A 26,683-nucleotide genomic window follows, 5' to 3' on the forward strand; every position below is an offset into this window, starting at 1 on the left:
CGGCGCCCGGCCCCCCGGCACGGCCGCGCACCGGGGGGGCCGGAGGGGCTCAGAAGCCGTAGGCCTCCAGCAGCCGGAGCCAGACCTCGCTGATGGTCGGGTACGGCGGGACGGCGTGCCAGAGCCGCTCGAGCGGCACCTCGCCGGCGACGGCGATCGCCGCGGACTGGCAGAGCTCGGCGACGTCCTGGCCGACGAAGGTCATGCCCACGACCACGCGACGGCTCTCGTCGACCACCATGCACGCCCACCCGGTGTACCCGTCGGCGTGCAGCGCGGAGCCCGCGACGGCGAGGTCCAGCTCGACGACGCGCACGTCCAGGCCCGCGTCGCGCGCCTGCTGCGACGTCATCCCGACGGAGGCGACCTCCGGGTCGGTGAAGACGACCTGCGTGACCGCGCGGTGCAGCGCCGTCGTGGCGTGCTTCGTCCAGGCCGCGGGCTCCTCGGCCGCCTCGCCGCGCGCACGGGCTGCGACGACGTCGCCGACCGCGCGGGCGGCGTACTTGCCCATGTGCGTCAGGGGCGCGAGGCCGGTGACGTCGCCGGCCGCGTACAGCCACTGCCCGGAGGCGCCGCGGACCTGCCCCGCGGCGTCGATGTCCAGGGCGTCGCCGGGCTCCAGCCCGACCGTCTCCAGCCCCAGGTCCCCGGTCTGGGGCTTGCGCCCGGTGGCCACGAGCAGCTCGTCGCCGACGAGCACCCGGCCGTCGTCGAGCGTCAGGCAGACCTCGCCCTCGTCGCCGTCGCGCTCCACCGACTGCGCGCGCGAGCCGACGACGACCTCGACGCCCATCTCGCGCAGGGCGTCGCCGACCAGCTCGCCGGCGCGCGGCTCCATCGGCGACAGCACGGCCGAGCCGGCCACGAGGGACACCTCCGAGCCCAGGCGGCGGTAGGCGGTGGCCAGCTCGCTGCCGACGACGCCGCCGCCGAGCACCAGCAGGCGCGGCGGGACCGAGCGGGAGGACGTGGCCTCCCGGCTCGACCAGTGCCGGACGCCGTCCAGCCCGTCGATCGGGGGCGTGACCGGCGTCGAGCCCACCGCCACGACGACCGCGTGCCGCGCGGTGAGCGTCGTCGTCCCGCCGTCGGACGTCGTCACCACGACGCGGCGCTCGCCGTCCAGGCGCGCGCGGCCGCGCACCAGCTCCAGCCCGGCGCCCTCGACCCACTCGACCTGGCTGGCGTCGTCCCAGTCGCTGGTGAAGGAGGTGCGGCGGGCCAGCACCGCTTCGACGTCGACCTCGCCGGTCACGGCGGCCTGCGCGCCGGGCACGCGCCGGGCCGCCTCCAGGGCGGCCGTCGGGCGCAGCAGCGCCTTGCTGGGCATGCACGCCCAGTAGGAGCACTCCCCGCCGACCAGCTCGTCCTCGACGACGACCACCTCGCCGAGCCCGCCCCGGTGGGCGCGGTCGGCCACGTTCTCCCCGGTCGACCCGCCCCCGATGACGACGACGTCGACCTCTCGCTCCCGCGCGCTGCTCGTCTCGCTCATGCCGACGACCATGCCCCACGCCCTGCGCCCCGGCACCCCGTCACCAGCCGCCCCGTCGCCGGCCGCCCCGTCGCCGGCCCCCTCCCGCCGGCTCCTGCCCCGGCCGGGGCACCGCAGACCGCGGGGCGCCCGGCGGGGGCCGTCAGTGGCGGGCGCGCAGGTGCTCGCGCAGGAGGTCCCCGCCGAAGTCGTCGCGCAGGTGGCGCCAGACGGTGTGCACGTGGTCCGCGCCGTGCTGGGTGTCGTCCAGCTCGAGCAGCAGGCTCGGCGCCCGGACGGCGTAGTAGTGGCCCTCGCCGCGGACGAGCGAGCCCAGCCATGTGAGCTCCACCCCGCCGAGGCCGTCGGCGAGGACCTCCTCCCAGCAGGCGGCGGCGTAGGCGGCGGGCGCCCGCCGCAGGTAGCGCTGGACGAGCAGCTCCAGGGAGCGCTGCGCCGCCGGCGGCATGTCGCGGTGGGCCAGTCCGCGCGGCAGCACGCCGGGGTCGGCCACCGGGTCGGTGCCCGTCAGGACGTCGGCCGGCGCCGTGCCGGACGGGCGCGCGAGCGCGAGCCGGTCGGCGTCCAGGGCGGCCAGGACGTCGCGCGCCAGGTCCTCCTCGGGGCCCAGCAGCCGCCACCCGGCGCGCGGCCCGCGCGGGACGACCGCGGGCTGGGCCCCGACGAAGTGGGGGGTGACGTGCACGCGCTCGTCGACGACGGCGACGTGGACGGCGAGGTGGTGACCGCTGACCCGCCACCCCCACGCCGCGCTCCCCGGCTCGCCCTCCAGGCGCAGCGCGTAGGGGTCGGGGTCGTCGCGGCCCTCCAGCGACGGCGGGTCCAGCGGCGTCCCCGCCGCGGCGTGCTCGGCCGCGAGCCCCTGGCGGACCCGCTCGAGCTCGACGGCGCCGCGCACGACGCCGCTGCCGCCGTCGCGGTCGTCCCCGGCCGAGGCCAGCAGCGCCAGCGCGAGCTCGTGCCGGCGCGCGTCCAGGTCCCCGAGGACGAGGCCGGGGTGCCGTCCGTCCACGTAGGTCCACCGCCGCCGGTCGCGGTCGTCCAGCCGGCTGCGCAGCTGGTCGCGCTGCTCGGCGTCCAGCGCGTCGAGCAGGGCGCGAGCCGCCTCGGCGGTGGCAGCGGCCGTGCGGGCGTCGACGGGCGGTCCCGGCGGGGCGGTGGTCATGGCCCACCGTCGCCCCGGCGGGCCGCGGCGGCGACCCGGCTCAGCCCCAGCGGCGGCCGGTGAGGCGCTCGTAGGCCTCGACGTAGCGCCCGCGGGTGGCGGCGACGACGTCGTCCGGCAGCGGGGGCGGCGGCGCGTCGGAGCGGCGGTCCCAGCCGGAGGCGTCGGAGAGGAGCCAGTCGCGCACGAACTGCTTGTCGAAGCTCGGCTGCGCGCGGCCCGGCGACCACGACGCGGCGTCCCAGAAGCGGGAGGAGTCCGGCGTCAGCACCTCGTCGGCGAGGACGAGCGCGTCGGGGGCCCCGGGCGAGCCGACGTCGACCCCCGGCGGCAGCCCCAGCTCGATCTTGGTGTCGGCGAGCAGGACGCCGCGCTCGCGGGCCAGCTCGTCGCCGAGCGCGTACAGGCGCAGGGTGATGTCGCGGGCGCGCTCGGCGAGCTCGGGGCCCAGCACGTCCGCGACGACGGCGAAGCTGACGTTCTCGTCGTGGCCCACCTCGGCCTTGGTGGCCGGCGTGAACAGGGGCCGGTGGAGGCGCGAGCCGTCCTCGAGCCCGGCGGGCAGCTCGACGCCGCAGACGGCGCCGCTCGCCCGGTAGTCCGCGAGGCCCGAGCCGGTGAGGTAGCCGCGGGCCACGCACTCCACGGGCAGCATCGCCAGGCGCCGGCACCGGACCGCCCGGCCGGCGACGGCGGCCGGCACGCCGGACGAGGCGTCGTCGGGGCCGACCTCCGCGGACAGCACGTGGTCGGGCACGCCGAGACCGGCGTCCGCGAGGCGCTCGAACCACCACAGCGACAGGGCGGTGAGCACGGCGCCCTTGTCGGGCACCGGCGTGGGCAGCACGTGGTCGAACGCGCTGACGCGGTCGCTGGCCACGACGAGGAGGTCGCCCTCCCCCGGCGCGGCACCCGCGGGCTCGTAGAGGTCGCGGACCTTGCCCGAGCGGACGTGCCGCCAGCCCGGCAGCTCCGGCGCGGCGGACGTCTCGTCGGCGCTCACGCGCCCACCTCCTCGGCGAGGGCGGCGGAGGCCGCCGCGATGTCGGTGCGGTGCTGGCCGCCCTGGAGCCCGACCTCGGCCACGGCCGCGTAGGCCGCGGCGCGCGCGTCGGCGAGGGTGGCACCCGTGCCGACGAGCGACAGGACGCGGCCGCCCGAGGCCACGAGCGCGCCGTCCGCCCCGGCGGCCGTGCCCGCGTGGAGCACGCGGGCACCCGGGACGGCCGCCGCGGCCTCCAGGCCGGACAGCGGGTCCCCGGCGCGCGGGGCGGCCGGGTAGCCGCCCGCCGCGAGGACGACGACGACCGCGGCGTCGGAGGACCACCCGAGGGGGGCGGCCTCGGCCAGCCGGCCGGTGGCCGCGGCGCGCAGCAGCCCGCCCAGCGGGGTGCGCAGCCGCGGCAGGACCACCTGCGTCTCGGGGTCGCCGAAGCGCGCGTTGAACTCCACCACCCGCACGCCGCGGGAGGTCAGGGCCAGCCCGCAGTACAGGACGCCGGCGAAGGGCGTGCCGCGGCGGGCCATCTCGTCGACGACCGGCTGGGCGACGCGCTCCACCACCTCGTCCACGAGCCCCTCGGGGGCCCACGGCAGCGGCGAGTAGGCCCCCATGCCGCCGGTGTTCGGGCCCTCGTCGCCGTCGCGCAGGCGCTTGCTGTCCTGCGCCGGCGCCAGGGGGACGACGTCGCGCCCGTCGCAGAGCACGAACAGCGAGACCTCGGGGCCGTCCAGGAACTCCTCGACGACGACGGCCGAGGCGCCCGCCCCCGGTCGGCCCTCGAGGCAGGAGCGCGCGTGGGCGAGCGCCTCCTCGCGGTCGCTCGTCACGACGACGCCCTTGCCCCCGGCGAGGCCGTCGTCCTTGACGACGTGGGGGGCGCCGAAGGCGTCGAGCGCGGCGGCCACCTGGTCGACGTCGGTGCACACGCGCGCCATCGCGGTGGGCACGTCCGCCGACGCCATGACGTCCTTCGCGAACGCCTTGCTCCCCTCCAGGCGGGCCGCGACGGCCGACGGGCCGAAGCAGTCGACGCCCGCCGCCCGCACGGCGTCCGCCACGCCGCCGACGAGCGGGGCCTCCGGCCCGACCACGACGAGGTCGACGCCGCGCTCGCGGGCGAGCGCGGCGACCGCCGCGCCGTCCAGCGGGTCGAGGGGCACCACCTCGGCGACGTCGGCGACGCCCGGCCCGCCCGGGCCGACGAGGACGTCGGAGACGTCGTCGTCGGCCGCGAGGGCGACGGCGAGGGCGTGCTCGCGAGCACCGGACCCGACCACGAGGACGCGCACGCGGCGAGCGTAGGGGGCTCCGCCCGCGGCGACGGCCGCACGACCGCGAAGCGCGCTCATCTGAGCGCCTGCAGGTCACATGCGAGTGTCGGTCTTGACGGCCGGGGGTCGCGCCCGGTCTCATCTGCTGCACGCGGCGCCCGGCGCCGCCCACGGCGACGCCGGCACGAGGACGTGCCTCCCGGCGAGCGACCACGGCCCTCCCCCTGCTCCGGAAGGACACGACCGCATGACCGCACGACGACGTGCCCCCCTCGCGCTCGCCGCTCTCTCGACGGTCGCCCTCGCCAGCACGGCGTGCGGCGGCGCGGGCGGAGGTGGCGGCGGTGGCGGCGGAGGCAGCACCGACGGCACCGCCGACAGCATCAGCGTGATCATGGTCAACAACCCGCAGATGGAGGACCTCCAGCAGCTGACGGCGGAGCACTTCACCGAGGAGACCGGGATCGAGGTCCAGTTCACGGTCCAGCCGGAGAACGACGTCCGCGCCCTGATCGCGCAGGACTTCTCGCAGCAGGCCGCCCAGTACGACGTCGCGACCATCAGCAACTACGAGGTGCCGTTCTTCTCCGAGAACAGCTGGCTCGCCCCGCTGAGCGACTACGCCGAGCAGGACGCGGACTTCGCCCAGGACGACATCCTCGAGCCCATCTCGGCGGGGCTGACGGGCTCGGACGGCGAGATCTACGCCGAGCCCTTCTACGGCGAGTCCTCGTTCCTCATGTACCGCACCGACCTCTTCGAGCAGGCCGGGCTGACCATGCCGGAGCAGCCGACCTGGCAGGAGGTGGCCGACCTCGCCGCCCAGATCGACGACCCGAACGGCACCCGCGGCATCTGCCTGCGCGGCCTGCCCGGGTGGGGCCAGGTCTTCGCGCCGCTGACCACGGTCGTCAACACCTTCGGCGGCACGTGGTTCGACGCCGACTGGAACGCCCAGGTCAACTCCCCCGAGTTCGTCGAGGCCACGCAGTTCTACGTCGACCTCGTCCAGCAGCACGGCGAGGCGGGCGCCGCCCAGGCCGGCTTCACCGAGTGCCTCAACGCCATGACCCAGGGCGGCACGGCCATGTGGTACGACGCGACGTCGGCCGCCGGCTCCCTCGAGGCGGAGGGCTCCCCCGTCGCCGGGAGCATCGGCTACGCCCCGGCGCCGGTCGTCGAGACCGAGTCCGCCGGGTGGATCTACTCGTGGGCCTGGGGCATCCAGGCGGCGTCGGAGAAGCAGGACGCCGCGTGGGAGTTCATCTCCTGGGCCTCCAGCCAGGAGTACGAGGAGCTCGTCGGCGCCGAGATCGGCTGGTCCAGCGTCCCCGCCGGCAAGCGCGCCTCGACCTACGAGAACGAGGAGTACCTCGAGGTCGCCGGCGCCTTCGCCGAGGCCACCGAGGCCGCCATCTCCTCGGCGAACCCGAACGACCCGGGCGTGCAGCCGCGGCCGGCGCCGGGCATCCAGTTCGTCGCCATCCCGGAGTTCGCCGACCTCGCCACGACGATCTCGCAGGACATCAGCTCCAACATCGCCGGGCAGGGCACGGTCCAGGAGTCGCTCGACCGGGGCCAGGAGGCGGCCCAGGCCGTCGCCGACAACTACAAGTGACGCCCTGCACATGACCTCCGGGTCCTGAGCCGGACCGGCCCCGCCGCCGCAGCGGGGCCGGTCCCGCGCCCCTCGGCGGGGCGCTCCCCCGGCGGCGCGCGCACCCCGCGACCGCTCGCCGTCCACCGCCCCCCAGGCCCCCGCAGGAGAGCCCATGAGCGTCAGCGAGACGACGCCGCAGCAGCGGACCGTCCTTGCCGAGCCCCCACCGCAGCAGCAGCGCGCCGCCTCACGCAAGGCCGGCTGGGTCCGCCGCGCCCCCCTCGTGCCGGCGCTGGTGTTCATCGTCGTCATGACGCAGCTGCCGTTCGCCACGACCATCGTCATCTCGTTCATCAGCTGGAACGCGCTGCGGCCGGACGAGCGCGGCTTCGCCGGCTTCAGCAACTACGCGCAGGTCTTCACCGACGCGAACCTGCGCTCGTCCGTCGTCACGACCATCGTGCTCACGGTGGTCGTCGTCGGCGTCAGCCTCGTGCTGGGCCTGCTCATCGCCCTGCTGCTGGACCGCCAGTTCTTCGGCCGCGGCGCCGTGCGCACCCTGATGATCGCGCCGTTCCTCGTCGTGCCGGTCGCCGCGGCGCTGCTGTGGAAGCACGCGATCCTCAACCCCAGCTACGGGCTCGTCAACGGCGTCCTGACCTGGGTGTGGGGGCTGTTCGGGTCCTCGAGCCCGCCACAGGTGGCCTGGCTGACGCAGTACCCGCTGATCTCCATCGAGCTGGCCCTGATCTGGCAGTGGACGCCGTTCATGATGCTGATCCTGCTGGCGGGCCTGCAGAGCCGGCCGGCCGACGCCTTCGAGGCGGCCAAGATGGACGGCGCCAGCCCCTTCCAGGCGTTCCGGTACATCACGCTGCCGCACCTGCGCCGCTACATCGACCTGGGCGCCACGCTCGGGGCGATCTTCATCGTCCAGAACTTCGACGCCGTCTTCACGATGACGTCAGGTGCGCTCGGCACGGCCAACCTGCCGTACACGATCTACCAGACGTTCTTCGTGCGGCAGGACTACGGGCTCGCCGCCGCCCAGGGCGTCATCGTCGTGATCGGCACGATCGTCGTCGCCACCTTCGCCCTGCGCTCGGCCTCGTCGCTCCTGAAGGAGGACAGCTGATGGCTGCCACCGCCCCCTCCACCACGGCCGCCGCGGCCGACGCCGCCCCGCCGCGGCAGACCTACCGCAAGCACTCGAAGCTCAACCGACCGAACCCGCTGTGGGGGGTGGCGGCGTGGGCCGTGGGCCTGCTGTTCGCCACCCCGGCGCTGTGGATGGTGCTGACGTCCCTGCACCGCGAGGTGGACGCCGCGACGAACCCGCCGTCGCTGCTCGCCCCGCTCACCCTCGACGGCTACCGCAGCTTCTTCGGCAGCAGCAACGCCTGGCCCGCCCTGATCAACTCGGCGACGGCGTCCGTGGTCTCGACGCTGCTCGTGCTCGCGCTGTCGATCCCGGCGGCGTACGCGCTCTCGATCCGGCCGGTCAAGCGGTGGTCGGACGTCCTGTTCTTCCTGCTGTCGACCCGCTTCCTGCCGATCGTCGCCGCCGTGCTGCCGCTCTACCTCTTCGCCGTCACGACCGGCGCGCTCGACCAGATCGGCCTGCTCATCGCCCTGTACACGGCGATGAACCTGCCGATCGCGGTGTGGATGATGCGCTCGTTCCTCGCCGAGGTGCCGGTGGAGATGCTCGAGGCGGCGCAGCTGGACGGCGCCGGGCTGATCCGCACGCTGCGCAGCGTCGTCGCCCCGGTGGCGATGCCGGGCATCGCCGCCACCGCGCTCATCTGCTTCATCTTCAGCTGGCAGGAGCTGCTCCTCGCGCGGTCCCTGACCGGCGTCGTCGCCGGCACGGCTCCCGTCTTCCTCACGAGCTTCGTGACGAGCCAGGGGCTCTTCCTGGCCCAGGTCTGCGCGGCCGCGACGGTCGTCTCCCTGCCCGTGCTGATCGCCGGCTTCGCCGCCCAGGACAAGCTCGTCCAGGGCCTCTCGCTCGGCGCCGTCAAGTGACCCGCTCCCGCACCCGCCAGGAGGCCGCTCGATGAGCCCGACCCCGCTGTCCGCGAAGGACCTCGGCTCGCTCGACCCGTCGCTGCCCGTGCCGTCCTACGACCGCGGCGCGGTGCGCACGGGGATCGTCCACTTCGGGGTGGGCGGCTTCCACCGGGCGCACCAGGCCATGTACCTCGACCGGCTCATGGAGCAGGGCGAGGCCCTCGACTGGGGCATCTGCGGCGTCGGCGTCCTGCCGGGCGACGAGCGGATGGCCGAGATCATGGCGGCGCAGGACCGCCTCTACACCCTGGTCCTCAAGCACCCCGACGGCACGTACGAGCCGCGCGTCGTCGGCTCGATCTCCGAGTACCTCTTCGCCCCGGCGGACCCCGAGGCCGTCCTGGAGAAGATGGCCGACCCGGCCGTCCGCGTCGTCTCGCTGACGGTCACCGAGGGCGGCTACCACGTGCACCCGGTCACGGGGGAGCTCGACACCCGCGACCCGCGGCTGCAGGCCGACCTGACCGGCGACGCCGCCCCGCAGACGACGTTCGGCCTCATCACCGAGGCCCTGCGCCGCCGCCGCGAGCGCGGCGTGCCCGCCTTCACGGTCATGTCCTGCGACAACATCCAGGGCAACGGCGACGTGGCGCACAGGATGATCACCGCCTACGCCCGGGAGCGCGAGGAGCGCACCGGCGGCGACCTGGCGGACTGGGTGGAGGCCGAGGTGCCCTTCCCCAACTCGATGGTGGACCGCATCACGCCCGTGACGACGGACGAGGACCGGGCCGCCGTCGCCGAGCGGTTCGGCGTCCAGGACGCGTGGCCCGTGGTGTGCGAGCCCTTCGTCCAGTGGGTCCTGGAGGACCGCTTCGGCTCGGGCCGCCCGCCCTACGAGCGCGTCGGCGTGCAGGTCGTCGACGACGTCCACCCCTACGAGCTGATGAAGCTGCGCCTGCTCAACGCGAGCCACCAGGCGCTGTGCTACCTCGGCTACCTGGCGGGCCACCGCTACGCCCACGAGGTCTGCCAGGACGACCTGTTCGCGCGCTTCCTGCTCGCCTACATGGACGAGGAGGCGACGCCGACGCTCGACCCGGTGCCGGGCGTGGACCTCGACGCCTACAAGCCGGGGCTCGTCGAGCGGTTCGCGAACCCGGAGGTGCGCGACACGCTCGCGCGCCTGTGCGCGGACAGCAGCAACCGCATCCCCACCTGGCTGCTGCCGGTCGTGCGCGAGAACCTCGAGGCCGGCCGCTCGGTCGCGCACGCCGCGCTGGTCGTCGCCGCGTGGGCCCGCTACGCCGAGGGCGTCGACGAGCAGGGCGAGCCGATCGAGGTCGTCGACGCGGACGCCGAGGGGCGCACCGCGGCGGCTCGCGCCCAGCTCGAGGGCGACGACCTCGCGTTCCTGCGCGACGAGGACCTCTTCGGCGACCTCGCCGAGCAGGAGGCCTTCACGACGCCGTACCGCGCGGCGCTGGCGTCGCTGCACGCCGAGGGCGCGCGGACGACGCTCGAGGAGCACCTGGCCGGCGCCCGAGCCTGACCCGTCGCACCCGTCGCGGCCCTCCCCGGGGCGGCGACGGGTGCGGTCCTCCCTGCGCGGCAAGCGCTCTCCTAGCCTGCGGGCGTGCGCATCCTCCTGGCCCTGCCCGAGCCGCTGCCCCGGCGCTTCCTCACCCCCGCCGCCCGTGAGCGGCTCAGCGCCGTCGGCGAGGTGGACGTCCACCCCACGCCCGAGGACCACCGGTCCCCGGCTGCGGCATCCGCTCTCGCCCGGGCGGACGTCCTGGTCACCGGCTGGGGCACGGACCTCCTGGACGAGGAGGTCCTCGCCGCAGCGCCGGCTCTGCGCGCCGTCGTGCACAGCGCGGGCTCGGTCCGGCCCGTCGTCACGCGCGGCGCGGTCGGGCGCGGCCTGCTGGTCTCCAGCCAGGCTCGGCTCAACGCGCTCCCCGTGGCCGAGTACGCGCTCGCGACCATCCTGCTCTCGCTCAAGGGCGTGCTGCTGGCCCGGAGCCGCTACCGGGAGGCGCGCGGCCCCCTCGACGTGCGGGAGCTGCTGTCGGACCACGGGGTGCACGCGCGCCGCGTGGGGGTCGTGGGCGCCTCGGTCGTCGGGCGCCGCCTGCTGGAGCTGCTGCGCCCCTTCGACGTCGAGGTCGTCCTCGCGGACCCGACCCTGGACGCGGAGGAGGCGCGCGAGCTGGGCGCCGAGCTGCTCGACCTCGACGACCTCCTGCGCACGAGCGACGTCGTGAGCCTCCACGCGCCCCTGCTGCCCTCGACCCGCGGCATGCTCGACGCCCGCCGCCTGGGGCTGCTGCGCGACGGCGCCGCCCTCGTCAACACCGCGCGCGGCGCGCTCGTCGAGGAGGGCGCGCTCGTCCGCGAGCTCGTCGCCGGTCGCATCTCGGCCGTGCTCGACGTCACGGAGCCGGAGGTGCCGGAGCCGACCTCCCCCCTGTGGGACCTGCCCGACGTCCTCCTGACGCCGCACGTCGCCGGGGCGCTGGGCAGCGAGCTGCTGCGGCTCGGCGACGGCGCCGTCGAGGAGGTCGAGCGGCTCGCCGCGGGCCTGCCCCTGCTGCGCCCGGTCACGGCCGAGACCTACGACCGGCTGGCCTGACCGGCGCCCGCGCGGCCGGAGGGCGCCGCACCGACGCCGGGTAGGGCTGGGGCCGCTGGCGCTCAGCCCAGGTGGGGCAGGACGAGCTCGCGGTAGCGCTCGACGACGCGCCGCAGCACCTCGTGCCCGTCGGTCGCCCAGACCTCCGCGTTGAAGACCTCCACCTCGACGTCGCCGGTGTAGCCGGCCTGCGCCACCCAGCGGCTGACGGGGCCGAAGTCCACGACGCCGTCGCCCATGATCCCGCGGGACAGGAGCGGGTCCTCGGCGATCGGGACGAGGAAGTCGCACACCTGGTAGCTCGCGAGCCGGCCCTCGCGGCCGGCCCGGGCGACGGCCGCCTCCAGCGCGGGGTCCCACCAGACGTGGAAGGTGTCGACGACGACGGCGACGTCCTCGGCGGGGTGCGGGCCCGCCGCGTCGAGGGCCTGGTCGAGCGTGGAGAGCACCGCGCGGTCCGCGCAGTACATGGGGTGCAGGGGCTCGAGCAGCAGCCGGACGCCGTGCTCACGGGCGGTCGGGACGAGCTCGGCCAGGGCGTCGGCCGCGCGGGCGCGGGCGCCCGCCAGGTCTCGGCTGCCCTCGGGCAGCCCTCCGAGCACCATGACGAGGTCGCGCGTCCCCAGCGTCGCCGCCTCCTCGACGGCGCGGCGGTTGTCCTCCAGCGCCGCCGCCCGCCCGTCGGCGTCGGCGGCCGTGAGGAACCCGCCGCGGCACAGGCTCGAGACCCGCAGCCCCGCGTCGCGCACGAGGCGGGCCGCGCGCTCCAGGCCGGCCTCCTCGACGCGGTCGCGCCAGAGCCCGACGGCGGGCAGGCCCGCCCGCGCGGCGCCGTCGACGGCCTCGGCGAGGCTCCACCGCTTCGTCGTCGCCGTGTTCAGCGACAGCCGCGCGAGGTCCCCGACGGGTGAGCCCGGCGTCCCGGCCGCCCCCCGCGCGGCCGGGACGCCGGTCCCCTGCGCGCCCGCGGTCGGGGCGCTCACGCGTCCACCCCCGCGACCGCGAGCAGCGAGCGCATGCGCGTGGCGGCCAGCGCCGGGTCGCGCAGCAGCCCCGCCTCGTCGGCGAGCACCAGGGTGCGGGCCAGGTGCGGCACCGAGCGGGCCGCGTGCATCCCCCCGACCATCGCGAACGCCGGCTGGTGCCCGTTGAGCCAGGACAGGAAGGCGATCCCCGTCTTGTAGGAGGACGTCGGGGCCGCGAACACGTGCCGCCCCAGCTCCTGCGTGGACTCGAGCAGGGCCAGGGCGCGGGCGTCGTCCCCGGCGTCGAGGGCCTGCAGCGCCTCCGAGGCCGCCGGGTAGATCGCGGCGAAGATGCCGAGCAGGGCGTCGGAGCGCCCGCTCTCGTCGCCGACGACGAGCTCGGGGTAGTTGAAGTCGTCGCCGGTGTACATGCGCACGCCCTCGGGCAGCCGCGCGCGCAGCACCTTCTCGGGCTCGGCGTCCAGGAGAGACATCTTGATGCCGTCGACCTTGTCCGACCGCGCCGCGATGAGCTCGTGCACGAGGTCCGACGCCGTCGCGACGTCGTCGCTGCCCCAGTAGCCGGACAGCGCCGGGTCGAACATGGGGCCCAGCCAGTGCAGGACGACGGGCGCCGCGGCCTCCTCGAGGAGCGTCCCGTAGACGTCGAGGTAGTCCTGCGGGCCCTGCGCCACCCGCGCCAGCGCCCGGGAGGCCATGAGGATGACGGTGGCCCCCGCGCCGGCGACGAGCTCCACCTGCTCGCGGTAGGCGTCGAGGACGGCGCGGACCCCGGCGCGGCCCGACGGCAGGGACGCCAGGTCGAGCTGGTCGGTGCCGGCGCCGCAGGCGATGAGCCCGCCGACGGAGGCGGCCTCGGCCGCCGAGCGCCGCACCAGCTCCTGCACGGCGGCCCAGTCCAGGCCGGCGCCGCGCTGAGCGGTGTCCATGGCGTCCGCGACCCCGAGCCCGTGGGACCAGATCTCGTGCCGGTACGCCAGCGTCGAGTCCCAGTCGACCGCCGCCGGGGCGCCCGGGACGTTGTCGGCCGTGCCCGGCGGCACCACGTGCGCCGCCGCGTAGACGCGGCGCGAGGCGGGCGGGCCGTCCGGCCGGGTCCAGCGCACCGGCTCGCGCAGCTCGTGGCGCACGAGCTCCCCCGCGGCGTCGGGCAGGGCCAGCACGACGCCGCTGCCGGCGCGCTCGCCCAGCGGCGCGGCGGTGGCGGTCGTCCGCTCGTCGAGCGCGCTCACAGGACGATCTCCGGCACCTCGAGGCGGCGGCCCTCCGCCGAGCTGCGCAGGCCGAGCTCGGCCAGCTGGACGCCGCGGGCGGCCGACAGCAGGTCGTAGCGGTGCGGGCGCCCCGCGGCGACGTCGAGGAGGAACTCCTCCCACTGCCGCTTGAACCCGTTGTCGAGGTCGGCGTTGGCCGGGACGTCGAGCCACTGGTCGCGGAACGGCTCGGTGACGGGGAGGTCCGGGTTCCACACGGGCATCGGGGTGTGCGAGCGGTGCTGCGCCACGCACCGGTTGAGGCCGGCGACGGCCGAGCCGTGGGTGCCGTCCACCTGGAACTCCACGAGCTCGTCGCGGTGCACGCGCACGGCCCACGAGGAGTTGATCTGGGCGACGACGCCGCCCTCGAGGTCGAAGATGCCGTAGGCGGCGTCGTCGGCCGTGGCCGCGTACTCGGCGCCCTGCTCGTCCCAGCGCGTGGGGATGTGGGTGGCCGTCCGCGCCGTCACCGTCTCGACCTTGCCGAGGATCCCCTCGAGCACGTAGTTCCAGTGGCAGAACATGTCGACGGTGATGCCGCCGCCGTCCTCGGCGCGGTAGTTCCAGCTCGGGCGCTGGGCCGCCTGGCCGTCGCCCTCGAAGACCCAGTACCCGAACTCCCCCCGCAGGGACAGGATCCGGCCGAAGAAGCCCTCGTCGACGAGGCGGCGCAGCTTGACCAGGCCCGGCAGGTAGAGCTTGTCGTGCACGACGCCGACGGTGACGCCCGTCGTCATCGCCAGGCGGGCGAGGTCGACCGCCTCGTCCAGCGTCTCGGCGGTCGGCTTCTCCGTGTAGACGTGCTTGCCGGCCTTCATGGCGGCCGTCAGGGCCGCGGCGCGCCGGGAGGTGACCTGGGCGTCGAAGTAGACGTCGACCGCGGGGTCGGTCACGACGCCGTCGAGGTCCGTCGTCCAGTGCTCGACGTCGTGGCGCGCGGCCAGCTCGCGCAGCTTGTCCTCGTTGCGCCCCACGAGCACGGGCTCGACCTGCACGCGGCTGCCGTCGGGGGCGACCACGCCACCGGCCTCGCGGATCGGGAGGATCGAGCGCACGAGGTGCTGGCGGTAGCCCATGCGGCCGGTGACACCGCTCATGGCGATGCGCAGCGTGCGGTTTCGGGTGGACATCGTTGGCCTCCTGGGACGACGCGCAGTGCTCGCGGCGCCGCCTCCGGCGGCGGCGACCGAGGTGGGTGGGCGGCACCGCCCCTGCGGCGGCCCGACGTGCTTGGATAGCGCTTTCCTGACTGTAGGCAGCCCGTCGTGGCGCCGTCAAGGACGAGTCGCGGCGGACGGGAGCTCGCGACGGGCGGCCGACGGGGCGTCGTGGCGAGGCGACGCGCAGCGGCACGAGGAGCGGAGGGCGACGTGGACCGAGGGCACGAGCGAGGGGCGGCGAGCCGGGAGGCCGCCGCGCGGGCCCGCGCGGGGACGGACCTGCCCGCGCCGGACTGGGCGCGCTCGCCGCGCACCGGCTGGGGACGCGAGCACTGGGCGGCCGTGGCCGACCGCGTGCTGCTCGCCCTGCGACCCTTCGCCACGGCGGACCGGGCGGGTTTCGCGCTCCCCGGCCCGCCGTCGGGCGCGGGCCCGGCGAGCGACGCGCTGGAGGCGTTCGCCCGCTCCCTGGTGCTCGCGGCGCTGCGCGTCCGCGGGGAGGGCGGCGAGGACCCCCACGGCCTGATGGACTGGTACCGCGAGGGCCTCGTGGCGGGCACCGACCCGCGGAGCCCCACGCGCTGGCCGCGCCCCGACGAGGTGCCCCAGGCGCGGGTGGAGGCGGCCTCGCTCGCCGTCGCCCTCGACCTCTCCCGCCCGTGGCTCCTCGACCGGCTGGCGCCCCGGGAGCACGAGCAGGTGCTCGACTGGTTCCAGACCTGCGTGGGCGCCTGGTACCCCGACAGCAACTGGGTCTGGTTCCGCACCGTCGTGGAGACGCTCCTCGTGGCCGAGGGGCGCGACGTGCCGCCCGAGGGGCTCGCGGGGACGCTGGCCCTGCACGAGCAGCTCGCGCGGGCGGACGGCTGGACGTCCGACGGCGGCGAGCGCGCCTTCGACCACTACGGCGACTGGGTGCTGCACCACCACCCGCACCTGTGGGTCGACCAGGCCCGCCGCACCGCCCCGCACCTGCTCGAGGCCGCGCGGCTCCCCGACGGCACCGCCGCGGAGGAGGTGTGGCGCCGGCGTCTCGGCCGCTACCTCGCCGACGTCCTCGCCCTCCAGGGCGCCGACGGGTCCCCGCTGGTGCAGGGACGCAGCCTCGTCTACCGGATGACCGCGGCCTCCCTCTGGACGGGAGCCGCCACCGGGGCCGGGGACCTCCCGCCGGGCCTCCTGCGACGGGCGGCCACGGGGCAGCTGCAGCACTTCCTGGGCTCCGGCTGCCTCGACGAGCGAGGCCTGCTGTCCCTCGGCTGGCACGGCGCCTTCCCGGTGATGAAGCAGTCCTACACCGGGCCCGGGTCGACGTACTGGGCGTCGACGGGCTTCTCCGGGCTCGCGCTGCCCGCCGACCACCCCGCCTGGACCGACGTCGAGGAGCCGCTGCCCGTCGAGGAGGGCGACGTCCGCCGGCTCGTCCGGGCGCCCGGGTGGCTCGTCAGCGGCACCCGCGCCGACGGCGTCGTCCGCGTCCTCAACCACGGCACCGACCACGCCCTCCCCGGTGACGAGCGCACCGAGGCGCCGCTGTACGCCCGGCTCGGGTACTCCACGGCCACGGCGCCGCCCCTCACCGGGCCGACCACCACGGCGCCCGTGGACTCCACCGCCGCCCTGCTCGACGCGGCCGGGGCGCCCAGCCACCGCAGCGGCATGGTCACGGGCGACCTCCTCGACGACGGCGTCGCGCTGCGCGGGAGCTCGTCGGTGCGCGCCCACTGGGTCGACGGCGTCGACCCCGCGGCGCCCGACCACGCGAGCGGCCTCCCCGGCCGCGTGCGCTGGGGACCCCGGGTCACGACCACCTCGCTGGTCCGCGGCGCCTGGGAGGTGCGCGTCGTCGCCGTCGCCCCGCGGGGGGCCGACGACGAGCCGGCCCCCGCGCTGCGGGTCGGCGGCTGGCCCGTCGCCGGCCCGGAGGTCCCGGGCGCCGAGGACCGGACGCCCCCGGGGGGCGCGCAGGGCCGGGCGGCGTCCGCCAGCGCCGGGGGCCTGTCGTCGTCGGTGCACCTGGCGCTCCCCGCGGCGGAGGGCTCCCCGACGGGCGCTCGCTGCGGCGTCCACCGCGAGTCCGGCACCTCCCCGCTCGGGGAGCACGTGGCCGTGCCGTGGGTCCAGGTCCCGCTCGACGGGACGGCGGCGCTCGTCGTGGCCGTGGTGGGGCTGGCGGGAGCGGGCACCTCGGAGGCCCCGCCCGAGATCCGGTCGGACGGGCGGCACCTGGGGGTCCTCTGGGACGGTGGGGCCCGGTCTTCCCTGGAGGTGCCATGACCGAGACCCGCACGGCCGCGCCCGGCGACGCCGCCGACGACCCGTCCGCACCTCCGGCCACCCCGGCGTCGCGCACGGAGCGCGCGGCCGCGGTCACGCTCAGCGACGTCGCGCGCGCCGCCGGCGTCTCGCTGGCGACCGCCTCCCGCGCCGTCAACGGCAGCGCGCGCAAGGTGCGGCCGGACCTGCACGACCGCGTCCTCGCGGCGGCGGCCTCGCTGGGCTACAGCGCCAACGGCCCCGCCCAGGCCATGGCCCGCGGGCGGACGAGCGTCGTGGGGCTGGTGGTGCACGACATCGCGGACCCCTACTTCTCCACGATGGCGGCCGGGGTGGTGCGCGCGGCCGAGGAGCGCGGCCTCGTCGTGACGATCGGCACGACCGGCCGCGACCCCGTCAAGGAGGCCCAGCACGTGGCCGCGCTGCGCGGCCAGCGCGCCAGCGCCGTCGTCGTCGTCGGGTCGCGGACGGGCGAGGCGCCGGTGCAGGCGCGCCTGGCCGAGGAGGTGGCCGCCTTCGAGGCCGCGGGGGGCCGCGCCGTCCTGGTGAGCCAGGAGTCGATCCCGGTGGACACGGTGGTGCTGCAGAACGAGCGCGGCGCCGGGGACCTGGCGCGGGCGCTGGTCGGGCTCGGCCACCGCCGCTTCGCCGTCCTCGCCGGCCCTCCCGGCCTGCTCACCGCCCGGGACCGGCTGGCGGGCTTCCGCGCCGGCGCGTCCGCGGCGGGCGCCCAGGTGCAGGACGAGCTCGTCGTCCACGGCGACTTCACGCGCGACGGCGGGCACGCCGCGATGCTCAGCCTCCTGGACGCCGGGTTCGCGCGGGGGTGCGTCTTCGCCGTCAACGACGTGATGGCCGTCGGAGCCATGGCCGCCCTGCGCGAGCGCGGCGTCGACCTGCCCGGGGCCGTGGCCGTGGCCGGCTTCGACGACATCTCCACCCTGCGCGACGTCACCCCCGCGCTCACGACGGTGCGACTGCCCCTGCAGGGCATCGGCGAGCAGGCCGTCCACCTCCTGCTCCAGGAGCGCGCCGCGAGCCCGCGCACCGTCCACGTGGACGGCGAGGTCGTGCTGCGCGCCAGCACGCCCGACCTCACGACCGGCCGGCCCTCCTCGTGAGCGCGCGGACCTCCGGAGGCCCCCGCCCCCTGCGCGTCGTCGTGGCCGTGGACTCCTTCAAGGGCTCGCTGAGCACGCGCGAGGCCGGGGAGGCCGTCGCCGCCGGCGTCCGCGCCGCGGACCCGACCGCCGACGTCGCCGTCGTGCCGGTCGCCGACGGGGGGGAGGGCACCGCCGAGTGCCTGGCGGACGCCTGGGGGGCGCGCCTGCGCGAGAGCGCCACGACCGACGCCCTCGGCCGGCCCTGCACCGCGGCGTGGGCGCTCTCGCCCGACGGGTCGACCGCCGTCGTCGAGATCGCCTCCGCCAGCGGCCTGCCCGGCGTCGCGGACCTCCCGGCGCGCCCTCGCGAGGCGACGACGCTCGGCACCGGCGCGCTGCTCGTCGAGGCGCTCGACGCCGGTGCGCAGGAGGTCGTGCTGTGCCTGGGCGGCAGCGCGACGACGGACGGCGGCGCCGGGCTGCTGGCCGCCCTCGGCGCGCGGTTCCTCGACGACGCGGGCGCCGACCTGCCGCCCGGCGGCGGAGCGCTGGCCCGCCTGGCGCGCGTCGACCTCTCCGGCCTGCACCCCCGCGCGCGCGGCGTGCGCTGGCGCCTCGCGTGCGACGTGACGAACCCCCTGCTCGGCCCCCGCGGGGCCGCTGCCGTCTACGGGCCGCAGAAGGGGGCGGACGCCGACGACGTCGCGGCCCTCGACGACGGCCTGGCCCGGCTGGCCCGCGCGCTCGAGGAGGCCACGGGCACCGCCGTCGCCGACCTCCCGGGCTGCGGGGCCGCCGGGGGCGCCCCCGCCTGCCTCGTGGCGGTCTGCGGGGCGCAGCTGGAGCCCGGCGCACCCCTCGTCCTCGGGGAGGCCGGTCTGCCGCAGCTCCTCGCACGGGGGGCCGACCTCGTGCTGACCGGGGAGGGCTCCTGCGACGCCCAGTCGCTGCAGGGCAAGGTCGTCGACGGGGTGGCCGCCGCCGTGCGCGCCGAGCCCGCCTCCGCCGCAGCGGCTGTCGTCGTCCTGGCCGGGCGCGTCGACGCCCCGGCGGCCGACCTGGCCGCCGCCGGCGTGCACGCCGCCTTCAGCATCGCGCAGGGGGCCGCGCCGCTGGCCGACCTCCAGCGCGACGCCGCGGAGCTGCTCGCCGACCTCGCCGAGCGCGTCACGCGGCTGGTCGTCCGCTCCTCGGGGCCGGGTCGGCCGGCGGGGGCCTGAGGCGCACCGCTCGCCGCGACCCGGCCTCCGAGCCCGCGCCTGGCCGACGGCCGGGCGCGGCGCTGGAGCGCCTGCGCCGGCGCGCCGCGGGGACCGGTCCCGGCGCGGACCGGCTCTGGACACCGCCGGGGCCGGGCGGTCTGATGGGCCCATGACCCTGCGCACGTCCCCCTGGCCCGCCGGCACGCCCTGCTGGGTCGACGTGACCGCCCGCGACGTGCGGGCCGCGTCGGCCTTCTACGCGGCCGTCCTGGGCTGGGACGTCTCGGCGCCCGGGGAGGGGTCGGACGAGGAGTACGGCGGCTACGTCATCGCGAGCGCGCGCGGCGCCGCGGCGGCCGGCATCGGGCCGCGCACCCAGCCCGACTCCCCGAGCGCCTGGACCCTGTACCTGGCCACCGACGACGTCGAGGCCACCGCCGCGGCCGTCCCCGAGCACGGCGGCGTGGTCCTCCTGCCCCCGGGCGACGTCGGCCCCCTCGGCCGGATGGCGGTCGCCGCCGACCCCGCGGGAGCCGTCTTCGCCCTGTGGGAGGCGGGCACCCACCTCGGCTGCGGCGTCGTCGACGAGCCCGGCGGCCTCGTCTGGGAGGACCTGCGCTCCCCCGCCCCGGACATCGCGCGCGCCTTCTACGCCGGCCTCTTCGGCTACAGCACCGAGGGCGTGGACATGGCGCCGGAGGACTACACGACCTTCGCGCTGCCGGCGGGCGCCCCCCTCGGGGGGATCGGCGGGATGATGGGCGAGGACTCCCCGCCGCACTGGCTCGTCTACTTCGGCGTGCCGGACGCCGACGCGGCCGCCGCCGCGGCCGAGCGCTCGGGCGGGCGCGTGCTCTCCCCCGCGGTGGACACCCCGTTCGGCCGGATGGTCGTGCTCGCCGACCCCGACGGCGCCGCCTTCACCGCGATGACCCTCCCCGACGAGCCCGTCGAGGGCTGAGCGCCCCCGCCCGGCCGCGGGCCGACGGGGCGGGAGCGGGGCTCACCAGCGGTGGGCGACGTCCACCACGACGCGCGAGGTGGCGCCGTCGCGCACGACGAAGGAGCGGAACGGCAGCCGGGCGCGGACGCCCACGCCGAGGGTCGTCTGCCCCTCGAAGCTGCCGGCGAGGGCGACCTGGCGCAGCGTGGTGGCGCCGCGCACGTCGACCAGCTCGCGCGGGGAGGCCGGTGCGTAGGTCGGCCGGAAGTCCTCGTCGTGGCTGGGCGCCCCCACGACCACGAGGAGCCGGGCGCCCCCGCGCAGGGGCACCGGCGCCCCCGAGCCGTCCTGGGTGACCTCGTCGACGTAGAGCACCGCGGTGCCGCCGACCTCGCCGCGGACGTCCACGACCAGCCGGTCGAAGCAGGCGTGGCGACCGGACCGCACGCCCGTGACCGCGCCCGAGCCGAGACCGAGGGCCACCTGCTCGCCGGAGCCCCACGCCGTGCGGCAGGCCGTCGCCGCGGACGCCGGCGCCGCGCCGGCCGCCGCGGGCACCGCGAGCAGCGCCGCCGTCAGGAGCGCCCCCGCCGCCCGCCGCAGCCCCCGCCCCCGGCCTCGTCCCGCGCTCGTCGTCCTGCTGGTCCCGCTCGTCGACACCACGTGCCACCCCTCCCGAAGCCACGGCACATCGGCGCGCCGGGACTCGGACGTTAGCGACGCGACGGCGCCCGCGCCGGGCCTTCACCCGACCGGCCCAGCCCTCGTCCGACGACGGCGACCGGTCCTCGTCAGCCGTCGCGCCAGTCGTCCGAGCCCAGGTGCGACCCGGCCATGGGGCCCATCTGCGTCATGCCCCCGTCCGCGACGAACGACGCACCGGTCACGTAGGACGCCTCGTCGCTGCAGAGGAAGGCGACCACGGCGGCCATCTCGTCGGCGCTGCCCACCCGGCCGAGAGGGACGCCGGGGCGCGCCTCGTCCGCCGGGTCGACGTCCTCGGCGCCCGTCAGGGGGGTGGCGACCTCCCCCGGTCCCACGCTGTTGACGGTGATGCCGTGACGGCCCAGCTCGACCGCCGCCGTCTTCACCAGACCGCCGAGGCCGTGCTTGGCCGCGACGTAGTCCGCCGCGCCGACCCGCGGCTGGTGCTCGTGGACGCTCGTGACCGCGACGATGCGCCCGCCCGTGCCCGCGGCGACCATCCGGCGCGCGGCGCGCTGCATCCCGAGGAACGCCCCGTCCAGGTTGACGCGCATGCGCGTGCGCCACTCCTCGTACGGCAGGTCGAGGAACGGCCCGCCGCTCCCGCCGCCCGCGTTGCTCACGAAGGCCCGCAGCTCGCCGCCGAGGGCCTCGGCGAGCTCGTCGACGACGTCGACGGCCCCGGGGAGCTGCTCCAGGTCCAGGCGGGCGACCTCGGCGCGACGACCGGCCGCCCGGACCTCCTCCGCCGTGCCGAGGGCTCCCTGCTCGTCCTCGTGCCAGGTGATGCCGACGTCGAAGCCGGCGCGGGCGAGCGCGACGGCGCTCGCCTTCCCGATGCCCGAGTCCGACGCCGTGACGATCGCTGTGCGGCTCATGCACCGGCACGCTAGGCGCGGCGTCCGCCGACCGCCCTCCGAGCGAGCACCCCCTCGGGGCGGGGTGGGGCTCAGGCCCGCCGGGGGGCGGGCGTCGTCGGGGCCGGGCTCCCGGCGCCCTTGAGCGCGTACATGGCGGCGTCGGCCGCCCGGAGCAGGCCGGGCCCGTCCGCGCCGTCGGGGACGTCCTGGGCGCAGGCGGTGCCGATGGTGGCGTGCAGCACCAGCGAGCGACCGGCCACGGACATCGGCACCGCGAGCGCCGCCCGCAGGCGGTCGGCGATCCCGTCGGCCTGCGCGCGCGAGGTCCCCTCGCACAGCACCGTGAACTCGTCCCCGCCCCAGCGGGCGGCGGTGTCCCCCGGGCGCAGCAGGCCCTGCACGCGGTGCGCGGCCTCGACGAGCACGAGGTCGCCGACGTGGTGGCCGTGGGTGTCGTTGACGGCCTTGAACCCGTCCAGGTCCAGGAACAGCACCGAGGTGTCGCGGGCCTGCCGCGCGGCGCGCGCCAGCGCGTGGTCCAGCCGGTCGGAGAACAGCCCCCGGTTCGGCAGGCCCGTCAGGGCGTCGTGCAGGGCGCGGTGGGTCAGCTCGGCCTCCAGCGCCCGCTGCGCCGCGGCGTCCTCGACGTGCATGACCAGCTGCGCGGGCTGGTCCCCGTCGGCCTCCACCCGCGACGTCGTCACCGTGACCGGCACCACGCCCCCGTCGGCGTGGACGAAGCGCACCGCGATCTGGACCGTCCCCGGGCCGGTCAGCGACCGGCACGCGGCGACGGCGCGGGCGCGGTCCTCGACGTGGGTGACGCCGAAGAGGTCGCCCCCGACGACCTGCTCGGCCGGGCGGCCCAGCAGGCGCTCCAGGGCCGTGTTGCACCGCACCACCACCCCCCGGGTGTCCAGGACGGCCATCCCGATCGGCGCGTTCTCGAACGCGCTGCGGAAGTCGACGTCCGGTGCTCCCCCGACGAGCGGCGGCGGCGCGGCCAGCCCGGCGTCGTCCTCCGGCGGCGGGACGGCGCCCAGCACGACGGCGGCCCCCGGGTACCCCGTGACGACCCTGCCCAGCAGCGCGGTGGCCGCGCGCAGGACGAGCTCGCGGTCGTAGGTCAGCACGTAGTCGAAGCGGCGGTCCGCGGCCCTCCCGCGGTCGTGCAGGTCGCGGGCCACCAGCGCGCCCGTGAAGTGCGGGCTGACCACGACCACGGCCCACTCGGGGCAGATCGGGTCGTCCGGGTCCAGCAGCCCGCCCCGGACCCCCTGGACGGGCTCGACCGGCATCCCCTTCCCCAGCACCGCCACGAGCGCGGCGCGGGCCGCCACCTGCTGGTAGCGCGCCGCGGTCCCGGGGCTGAAGAACCGCGCGTCCTCGATCGAGGACAGCAGCACCGTCATCGGACCGCACGCCAGCGCCTGCCCCTCCAGGTGCTGGCTCATCGCCTGCAGCAGCGGCTTGGTCGACCGCTGGACCACCTGGCCGACGGCCACGTCCTCGAAGACGCTGCCGCGCGGGGCCACCGGGCGTCGCGGTCGCACCATCACGACCGGGCGGTCCGGCGCGGGCGGCGGCGCCGCGAGGTCCCCGGGGCGCCCGAAGAGCCAGCCCTGGCCCAGCGTGGCGCCCATCGCCAGCGCCGTCCGCAGGTGCTCCTCGGTCTCGACGCCCTCGGCGAGCACGGTCGCCCCGGTGCGCTCGGCGTGCGCGCTCACCGCCGCGACGACCTGCGCCAGGGGCGCGTCGGGACGACGGCGCAGCAGCCCCAGGTCCAGCTTGACGACGTCGGGCTCCAGCAGCGGCATCAGGGCCAGGGAGAGCGGGTCCGCGCCCACGTCGTCCACGGCGACCCCCCAGCCCTGGCTGCGCACCCACGCCACGGTCCGCAGCAGGTCGGCGGGCCGCCACGCCAGCGACCGCTCGGTCAGCTCCACGACGACGCGCAGCTCGCGCCCCGCGCGCTCTACCAGGTGCCGGACGGCTGCCGGCGGAGAGGTCATGACCTCCGGCTCGAGGTTGACGAACAGGGTGAGCGGCGAGGCGAGCCGCGCCCGCAGGGCCCCCTCCACGGCGGCCGCACGGCACGCCCACTCCACCTCCGGCAGGCGTCCCTGCTCCCGGGCGGCCCGTAGGAGCGCCACCGGGGACTCGTGCTCGGACCCCGCCGCCCCCCGGGCGAGCGCCTCGTAGCCCACCACCGCGCGCGTCCCCAGGGACACGACGGGCTGGTACACGGACCTGATGGCCGTTGTCTCGACCTGGGTCACCGACGTTCCCCTCACCACGGACCGCGATCGACGCGGTGCTCGGTTTACACCCTAAGTCGCCCGGTCCGTCGCGAACAGGGCGAACGGGCGATCAGGCGGGTCAGAGCAGGTACTGGAAGACCTGGCTGCCCGGCTCCAGCCGCTCGACGTCGAGGCCCGTCTCGGCCATGCGCCGCACCAGGGGGGCGAGGTCCTCGGGGCGGGCGACCTCGACGCCGATGAGGGCGGGCCCGGTCTCCCGGCTGTTGCGCTTGACGTACTCGAAGCGCGTGATGTCGTCGTCGGGGCCCAGCACCTCGTCGAGGAAGCTCCGCAGCGCGCCGGGCTCCTGGGCGAACTGGACGAGGAAGTAGTGCTTGAGGCCCTCGTGGACCAGCGACCGCTCGAGGACCTCGCCGTAGCGGCTGACGTCGTTGTTGCCGCCGGACAGGACGCAGACGACGTCCTGCCCCGGCTCGACGGCCACCACCGACCCGAGGGCGGCGCTCGCCAGCGCGCCCGCGGGCTCGGCGATGACGCCGTCCACCTGGTAGAGCCGGAGCATCTCGGTGCAGACGCGCCCCTCGGGGACCACGACGAGCTCGGCGCCGCTGTCGCGCACCAGCGGCAGCGTCACGGCCCCGGCGGTGCGCACGGCCGCGCCGTCGACGAAGGTCTCCACGTCGACGAGCGGCACCGGCCGGCCCGCCGCCACCGCCGCGGCCATGGACGCGGCGCCCGCGGGCTCGACGCCGACCAGCCGGGTGCCGGGGTGCCGCTCGCGCATCCACGTGCCCGTGCCGGCGAGCAGGCCACCGCCGCCGACCGGCACGACGAGGACGTCCGGGGCGCGGCCGAGCTGCTCGACGACCTCGCACGCGACCGTGCCCTGGCCGGCGGCCGTCCGCGGGTCGTCGAAGGCGGGGACGACGACGGCGCCGGTGCGCTCCGCCTCCTCGCGGGTGGCGGCCAGCGCGTCGTCGTAGACGTCGCCGACGACGACGACCTCGACGCAGGCGCCGCCGAGGGCCGCGATCCGCTCGCGCTTCTGGCGCGGGGTCGTGCGCGGCACCACGACGCGCCCGCGGACGCCGAGCTCGCGGCAGGCGGCGGCGACGCCCTGCCCGTGGTTGCCGGCGCTCGCGCACACGACGCCCCGGGCCAGCTCGGCCTCGGAGAGCTGGGCGATGAGGTTGTAGGCCCCGCGGACCTTGTAGGAGCGGACGGCCTGGAGGTCCTCGCGCTTGAGGTGCACGCGCGCGCCCGTGGCCTCCGACAGGCGCGCCGAGAGCTGCAGCGGGGTCCGCTGCACCGCCCCCGCCAGGCGCCGCGCGGCCTCCTCGACCGCGTCGGCCGTCACCGGCGGCACGGGGGCGCCGGGGCCGGTCGTGCGCGAGGGGGGCGGGACGGGTGCTCCGGCGTCGATGGCGTCGCTCCTGCGGTCGCGGTCGCGGCCGCGGCGCTCCGGCGACCTCGTGCGGGCGTCGAGCCCGCGCGCCGGATGCTAGACGCGCCGGCTCCGGCGGCCCCCGGGCGTCCGCCGACCGGGCGCCCCGGAGCCGGCGGGGAGGCCGGGCGGGTCCGGCGGCGCGCCCGCCGACCTCACCCGCCGACGGCGGTCGGGGGGCGGGCCCCGGCGTCGACGGGCCGGCGCGCCCACCAGGAGGCGAGGGCCGAGCCCGAGATGTTGTGCCACACCGAGAAGAGGGCGGCCGGCAGCGCGGCGAGCGGGGCGAAGTGCGCCGTCGCCAGGGCCGCGGCGAGCCCGGAGTTCTGCATGCCGACCTCGAGGGTCACGGCCCGTGAGGCCGCCTCGCCCACGCCCGTCACGCGTCCGACGACCCGGCCGACGGCGAGACCGAGCACGTTGTGCGCCACCACGGCCAGGAGGACGAGCAGGCCGGCGGACCGGACGGCGTCCGCGTTGGCGCCCACGACGGCCGCGACCACGACGACGATCCCCAGCACCGAGAGCAGGGGCAGCAGCGGCAGCGCGCGCTCCACCGCGGCCGGCGCCAGCCGGCGCACCAGGGCGCCGGCGACGACGGGGAGCAGGACCACCTGCAGGATGGACAGGACGAGCGAGGACGCCGGCACCTCCAGGACCGAGCCCGCCAGCCACAGCACGAGCAGCGGCGTGAGGACCGGCGCCAGGAGCGTCGAGACGGTGGTCATGGCCACCGACAGGGCGACGTCGCCGCGCGCGAGGTGCACGACGACGTTCGACGCCGTGCCGCCCGGCGACGCGCCGACGAGCACCATCCCCACCGCGAGCAGGGGGTCGAGGTCCAGCAGGACCGCCACGCCCCAGCCGAGCAGCGGCATCACCGAGTACTGGGCGAGGACCCCGACCGCGACGGCGCGGGGACGCCGGCCGAGGACGGCGAAGTCCCGGGGCCGCAGCGTGAGCCCCATCCCGAACATGATGACGCCGAGCAGGAGGGGCACCCGCGGAGCCAGCGTGGCGGTCTCGTCCGGGGCGAGCAGCCCCACGACGAGGCCGCCGACGACGAGCAGCCCGAACCACGTGCCCACGAACCCCGCTACCCGCACCAGGACGCCCACGAGCTCCCCCTCCTCGGCGACCGGCCCTCGCGGTCGCGACCGCCGGACGCTAGACCGCCGGGGGGGGGGGGGGGGGGGGGCGGGCCCCCCCCCCCGCCGGGGGGGGGGGGCGGGCCCCCCCCCCCCCCGGGGCGCCCGCCGCGCCCCCCCCCCCCCCCCCCCCCCCCCGACGCCCCCCCCCGG

Annotated in this window: 21 protein-coding genes; 9 read left to right on the plus strand and 12 right to left on the minus strand. The window is 77.1% G+C overall.

The annotated features are described in order from the left end of the window. Positions 1-49 precede the first annotated feature (49 nt). The 4 genes from Q0848_RS18185 to purD form a co-directional block, all read right to left on the minus strand. Entirely contained in the window at positions 50-1,498 is a 1,449-nt protein-coding gene (locus Q0848_RS18185) for an NAD(P)/FAD-dependent oxidoreductase (RefSeq protein WP_299040142.1), read from the minus strand. Positions 1,499-1,640: 142 nt separating this feature from the next. Further along, entirely contained in the window at positions 1,641-2,663 is a 1,023-nt protein-coding gene (locus Q0848_RS18190) for a DUF3500 domain-containing protein (RefSeq protein ID WP_299040144.1), read from the minus strand. A gap of 40 nt (positions 2,664-2,703) precedes the next feature. Continuing rightward, positions 2,704-3,666, minus strand: coding sequence for a phosphoribosylaminoimidazolesuccinocarboxamide synthase (locus Q0848_RS18195; RefSeq protein WP_299040146.1), 963 nt, complete (start codon positions 3,664-3,666; stop codon positions 2,704-2,706). Next, positions 3,663-4,955, minus strand: a complete 1,293-nt coding sequence (gene purD, locus Q0848_RS18200) for a phosphoribosylamine--glycine ligase (RefSeq protein WP_299040148.1) — start codon at positions 4,953-4,955, stop codon at positions 3,663-3,665. Before purD ends, Q0848_RS18195 begins: the two co-directional genes overlap by 4 nt. A 229-nt stretch (positions 4,956-5,184) precedes the next feature. On the opposite strand from purD, the gene Q0848_RS18205 reads away from it, so the two are divergent. From Q0848_RS18205 to Q0848_RS18225, 5 genes are all read left to right on the plus strand, one after another. Next, positions 5,185-6,555, plus strand: coding sequence for a sugar ABC transporter substrate-binding protein (locus tag Q0848_RS18205; protein WP_299040150.1), 1,371 nt, complete (start codon positions 5,185-5,187; stop codon positions 6,553-6,555). 154 nt (positions 6,556-6,709) lie between these two features. Then, on the plus strand, positions 6,710-7,672 hold the full coding sequence (locus Q0848_RS18210; RefSeq protein ID WP_299040152.1) for a carbohydrate ABC transporter permease: 963 nt from the start codon (positions 6,710-6,712) through the stop codon (positions 7,670-7,672). After that, positions 7,669-8,565 carry a carbohydrate ABC transporter permease gene (locus Q0848_RS18215; protein WP_366146674.1) on the plus strand — a complete coding sequence of 299 codons (897 nt, stop codon included), beginning with the start codon at positions 7,669-7,671 and terminating at the stop codon, positions 8,563-8,565. The genes Q0848_RS18210 and Q0848_RS18215 overlap by 4 nt, the downstream gene beginning before the upstream one ends. A gap of 31 nt (positions 8,566-8,596) precedes the next feature. Further along, on the plus strand, positions 8,597-10,102 hold the full coding sequence (locus Q0848_RS18220; RefSeq protein WP_299040156.1) for a mannitol dehydrogenase family protein: 1,506 nt from the start codon (positions 8,597-8,599) through the stop codon (positions 10,100-10,102). Positions 10,103-10,186: 84 nt separating this feature from the next. Continuing rightward, complete coding sequence (locus Q0848_RS18225; protein ID WP_299040158.1) at positions 10,187-11,185, plus strand: hydroxyacid dehydrogenase; 999 nt, start codon at positions 10,187-10,189, stop codon at positions 11,183-11,185. A gap of 62 nt (positions 11,186-11,247) precedes the next feature. Here Q0848_RS18225 and Q0848_RS18230 read toward each other — a convergent pair whose 3' ends face one another. The 3 genes from Q0848_RS18230 to Q0848_RS18240 form a co-directional block, all read right to left on the minus strand. Continuing rightward, the gene (locus Q0848_RS18230; RefSeq protein ID WP_366146675.1) at positions 11,248-12,072 is read right to left on the minus strand and encodes a sugar phosphate isomerase/epimerase; all 825 of its coding nucleotides are present in this window, start codon (positions 12,070-12,072) and stop codon (positions 11,248-11,250) included. 92 nt (positions 12,073-12,164) lie between these two features. Then, complete coding sequence (locus Q0848_RS18235) at positions 12,165-13,331, minus strand: dihydrodipicolinate synthase family protein (RefSeq protein WP_366146676.1); 1,167 nt, start codon at positions 13,329-13,331, stop codon at positions 12,165-12,167. Between the two features lie 68 nt (positions 13,332-13,399). Continuing rightward, complete coding sequence (locus Q0848_RS18240) at positions 13,400-14,557, minus strand: Gfo/Idh/MocA family protein (RefSeq protein WP_299040164.1); 1,158 nt, start codon at positions 14,555-14,557, stop codon at positions 13,400-13,402. Positions 14,558-14,797: 240 nt separating this feature from the next. Here Q0848_RS18240 and Q0848_RS18245 point away from each other — a divergent pair, with 240 nt between their 5' ends. The 4 genes from Q0848_RS18245 (at position 14,798) to Q0848_RS18260 (ending at position 20,130) form a co-directional block, all read left to right on the plus strand. After that, positions 14,798-16,864: a DUF2264 domain-containing protein gene (locus tag Q0848_RS18245; protein ID WP_299040166.1), complete on the plus strand. Its 2,067-nt coding sequence runs from the start codon at positions 14,798-14,800 to the stop codon at positions 16,862-16,864. Further along, a complete protein-coding gene (locus Q0848_RS18250; protein WP_299040169.1) occupies positions 16,861-17,985 on the plus strand; it encodes a LacI family DNA-binding transcriptional regulator in 1,125 nt (374 codons plus the stop codon). The genes Q0848_RS18245 and Q0848_RS18250 overlap by 4 nt, the downstream gene beginning before the upstream one ends. After that, positions 17,982-19,187 (plus strand): glycerate kinase, encoded by a 1,206-nt coding sequence (locus tag Q0848_RS18255; protein WP_299040172.1) that lies wholly within the window; start codon positions 17,982-17,984, stop codon positions 19,185-19,187. The genes Q0848_RS18250 and Q0848_RS18255 overlap by 4 nt, the downstream gene beginning before the upstream one ends. A gap of 151 nt (positions 19,188-19,338) precedes the next feature. Further along, a complete protein-coding gene (locus Q0848_RS18260) occupies positions 19,339-20,130 on the plus strand; it encodes a VOC family protein (RefSeq protein ID WP_299040174.1) in 792 nt (263 codons plus the stop codon). 42 nt (positions 20,131-20,172) lie between these two features. On the opposite strand, the gene Q0848_RS18265 is transcribed toward Q0848_RS18260, so the two are convergent. The 5 genes from Q0848_RS18265 to Q0848_RS18285 all read right to left on the minus strand — a co-directional run bounded on the left by Q0848_RS18265 (position 20,173) and on the right by Q0848_RS18285 (position 26,500). Further along, complete coding sequence (locus Q0848_RS18265) at positions 20,173-20,775, minus strand: hypothetical protein (protein WP_299040176.1); 603 nt, start codon at positions 20,773-20,775, stop codon at positions 20,173-20,175. A 128-nt stretch (positions 20,776-20,903) separates the two neighbouring features. Beyond that, positions 20,904-21,695, minus strand: coding sequence for an SDR family oxidoreductase (locus Q0848_RS18270; RefSeq protein ID WP_299040178.1), 792 nt, complete (start codon positions 21,693-21,695; stop codon positions 20,904-20,906). Positions 21,696-21,766: 71 nt separating this feature from the next. Then, positions 21,767-23,956 (minus strand): diguanylate cyclase domain-containing protein, encoded by a 2,190-nt coding sequence (locus tag Q0848_RS18275; RefSeq protein ID WP_299040179.1) that lies wholly within the window; start codon positions 23,954-23,956, stop codon positions 21,767-21,769. A 100-nt stretch (positions 23,957-24,056) separates the two neighbouring features. Then, complete coding sequence (gene ilvA / locus Q0848_RS18280; RefSeq protein ID WP_299040180.1) at positions 24,057-25,295, minus strand: threonine ammonia-lyase IlvA; 1,239 nt, start codon at positions 25,293-25,295, stop codon at positions 24,057-24,059. A gap of 242 nt (positions 25,296-25,537) precedes the next feature. After that, entirely contained in the window at positions 25,538-26,500 is a 963-nt protein-coding gene (locus Q0848_RS18285) for a bile acid:sodium symporter family protein (RefSeq protein ID WP_299040181.1), read from the minus strand. Positions 26,501-26,683: the final 183 nt, after the last annotated feature.

It is taken from the genome of uncultured Pseudokineococcus sp., assembly GCF_947495735.1.
GTDB lineage: Bacteria > Actinomycetota > Actinomycetes > Actinomycetales > Quadrisphaeraceae > Pseudokineococcus.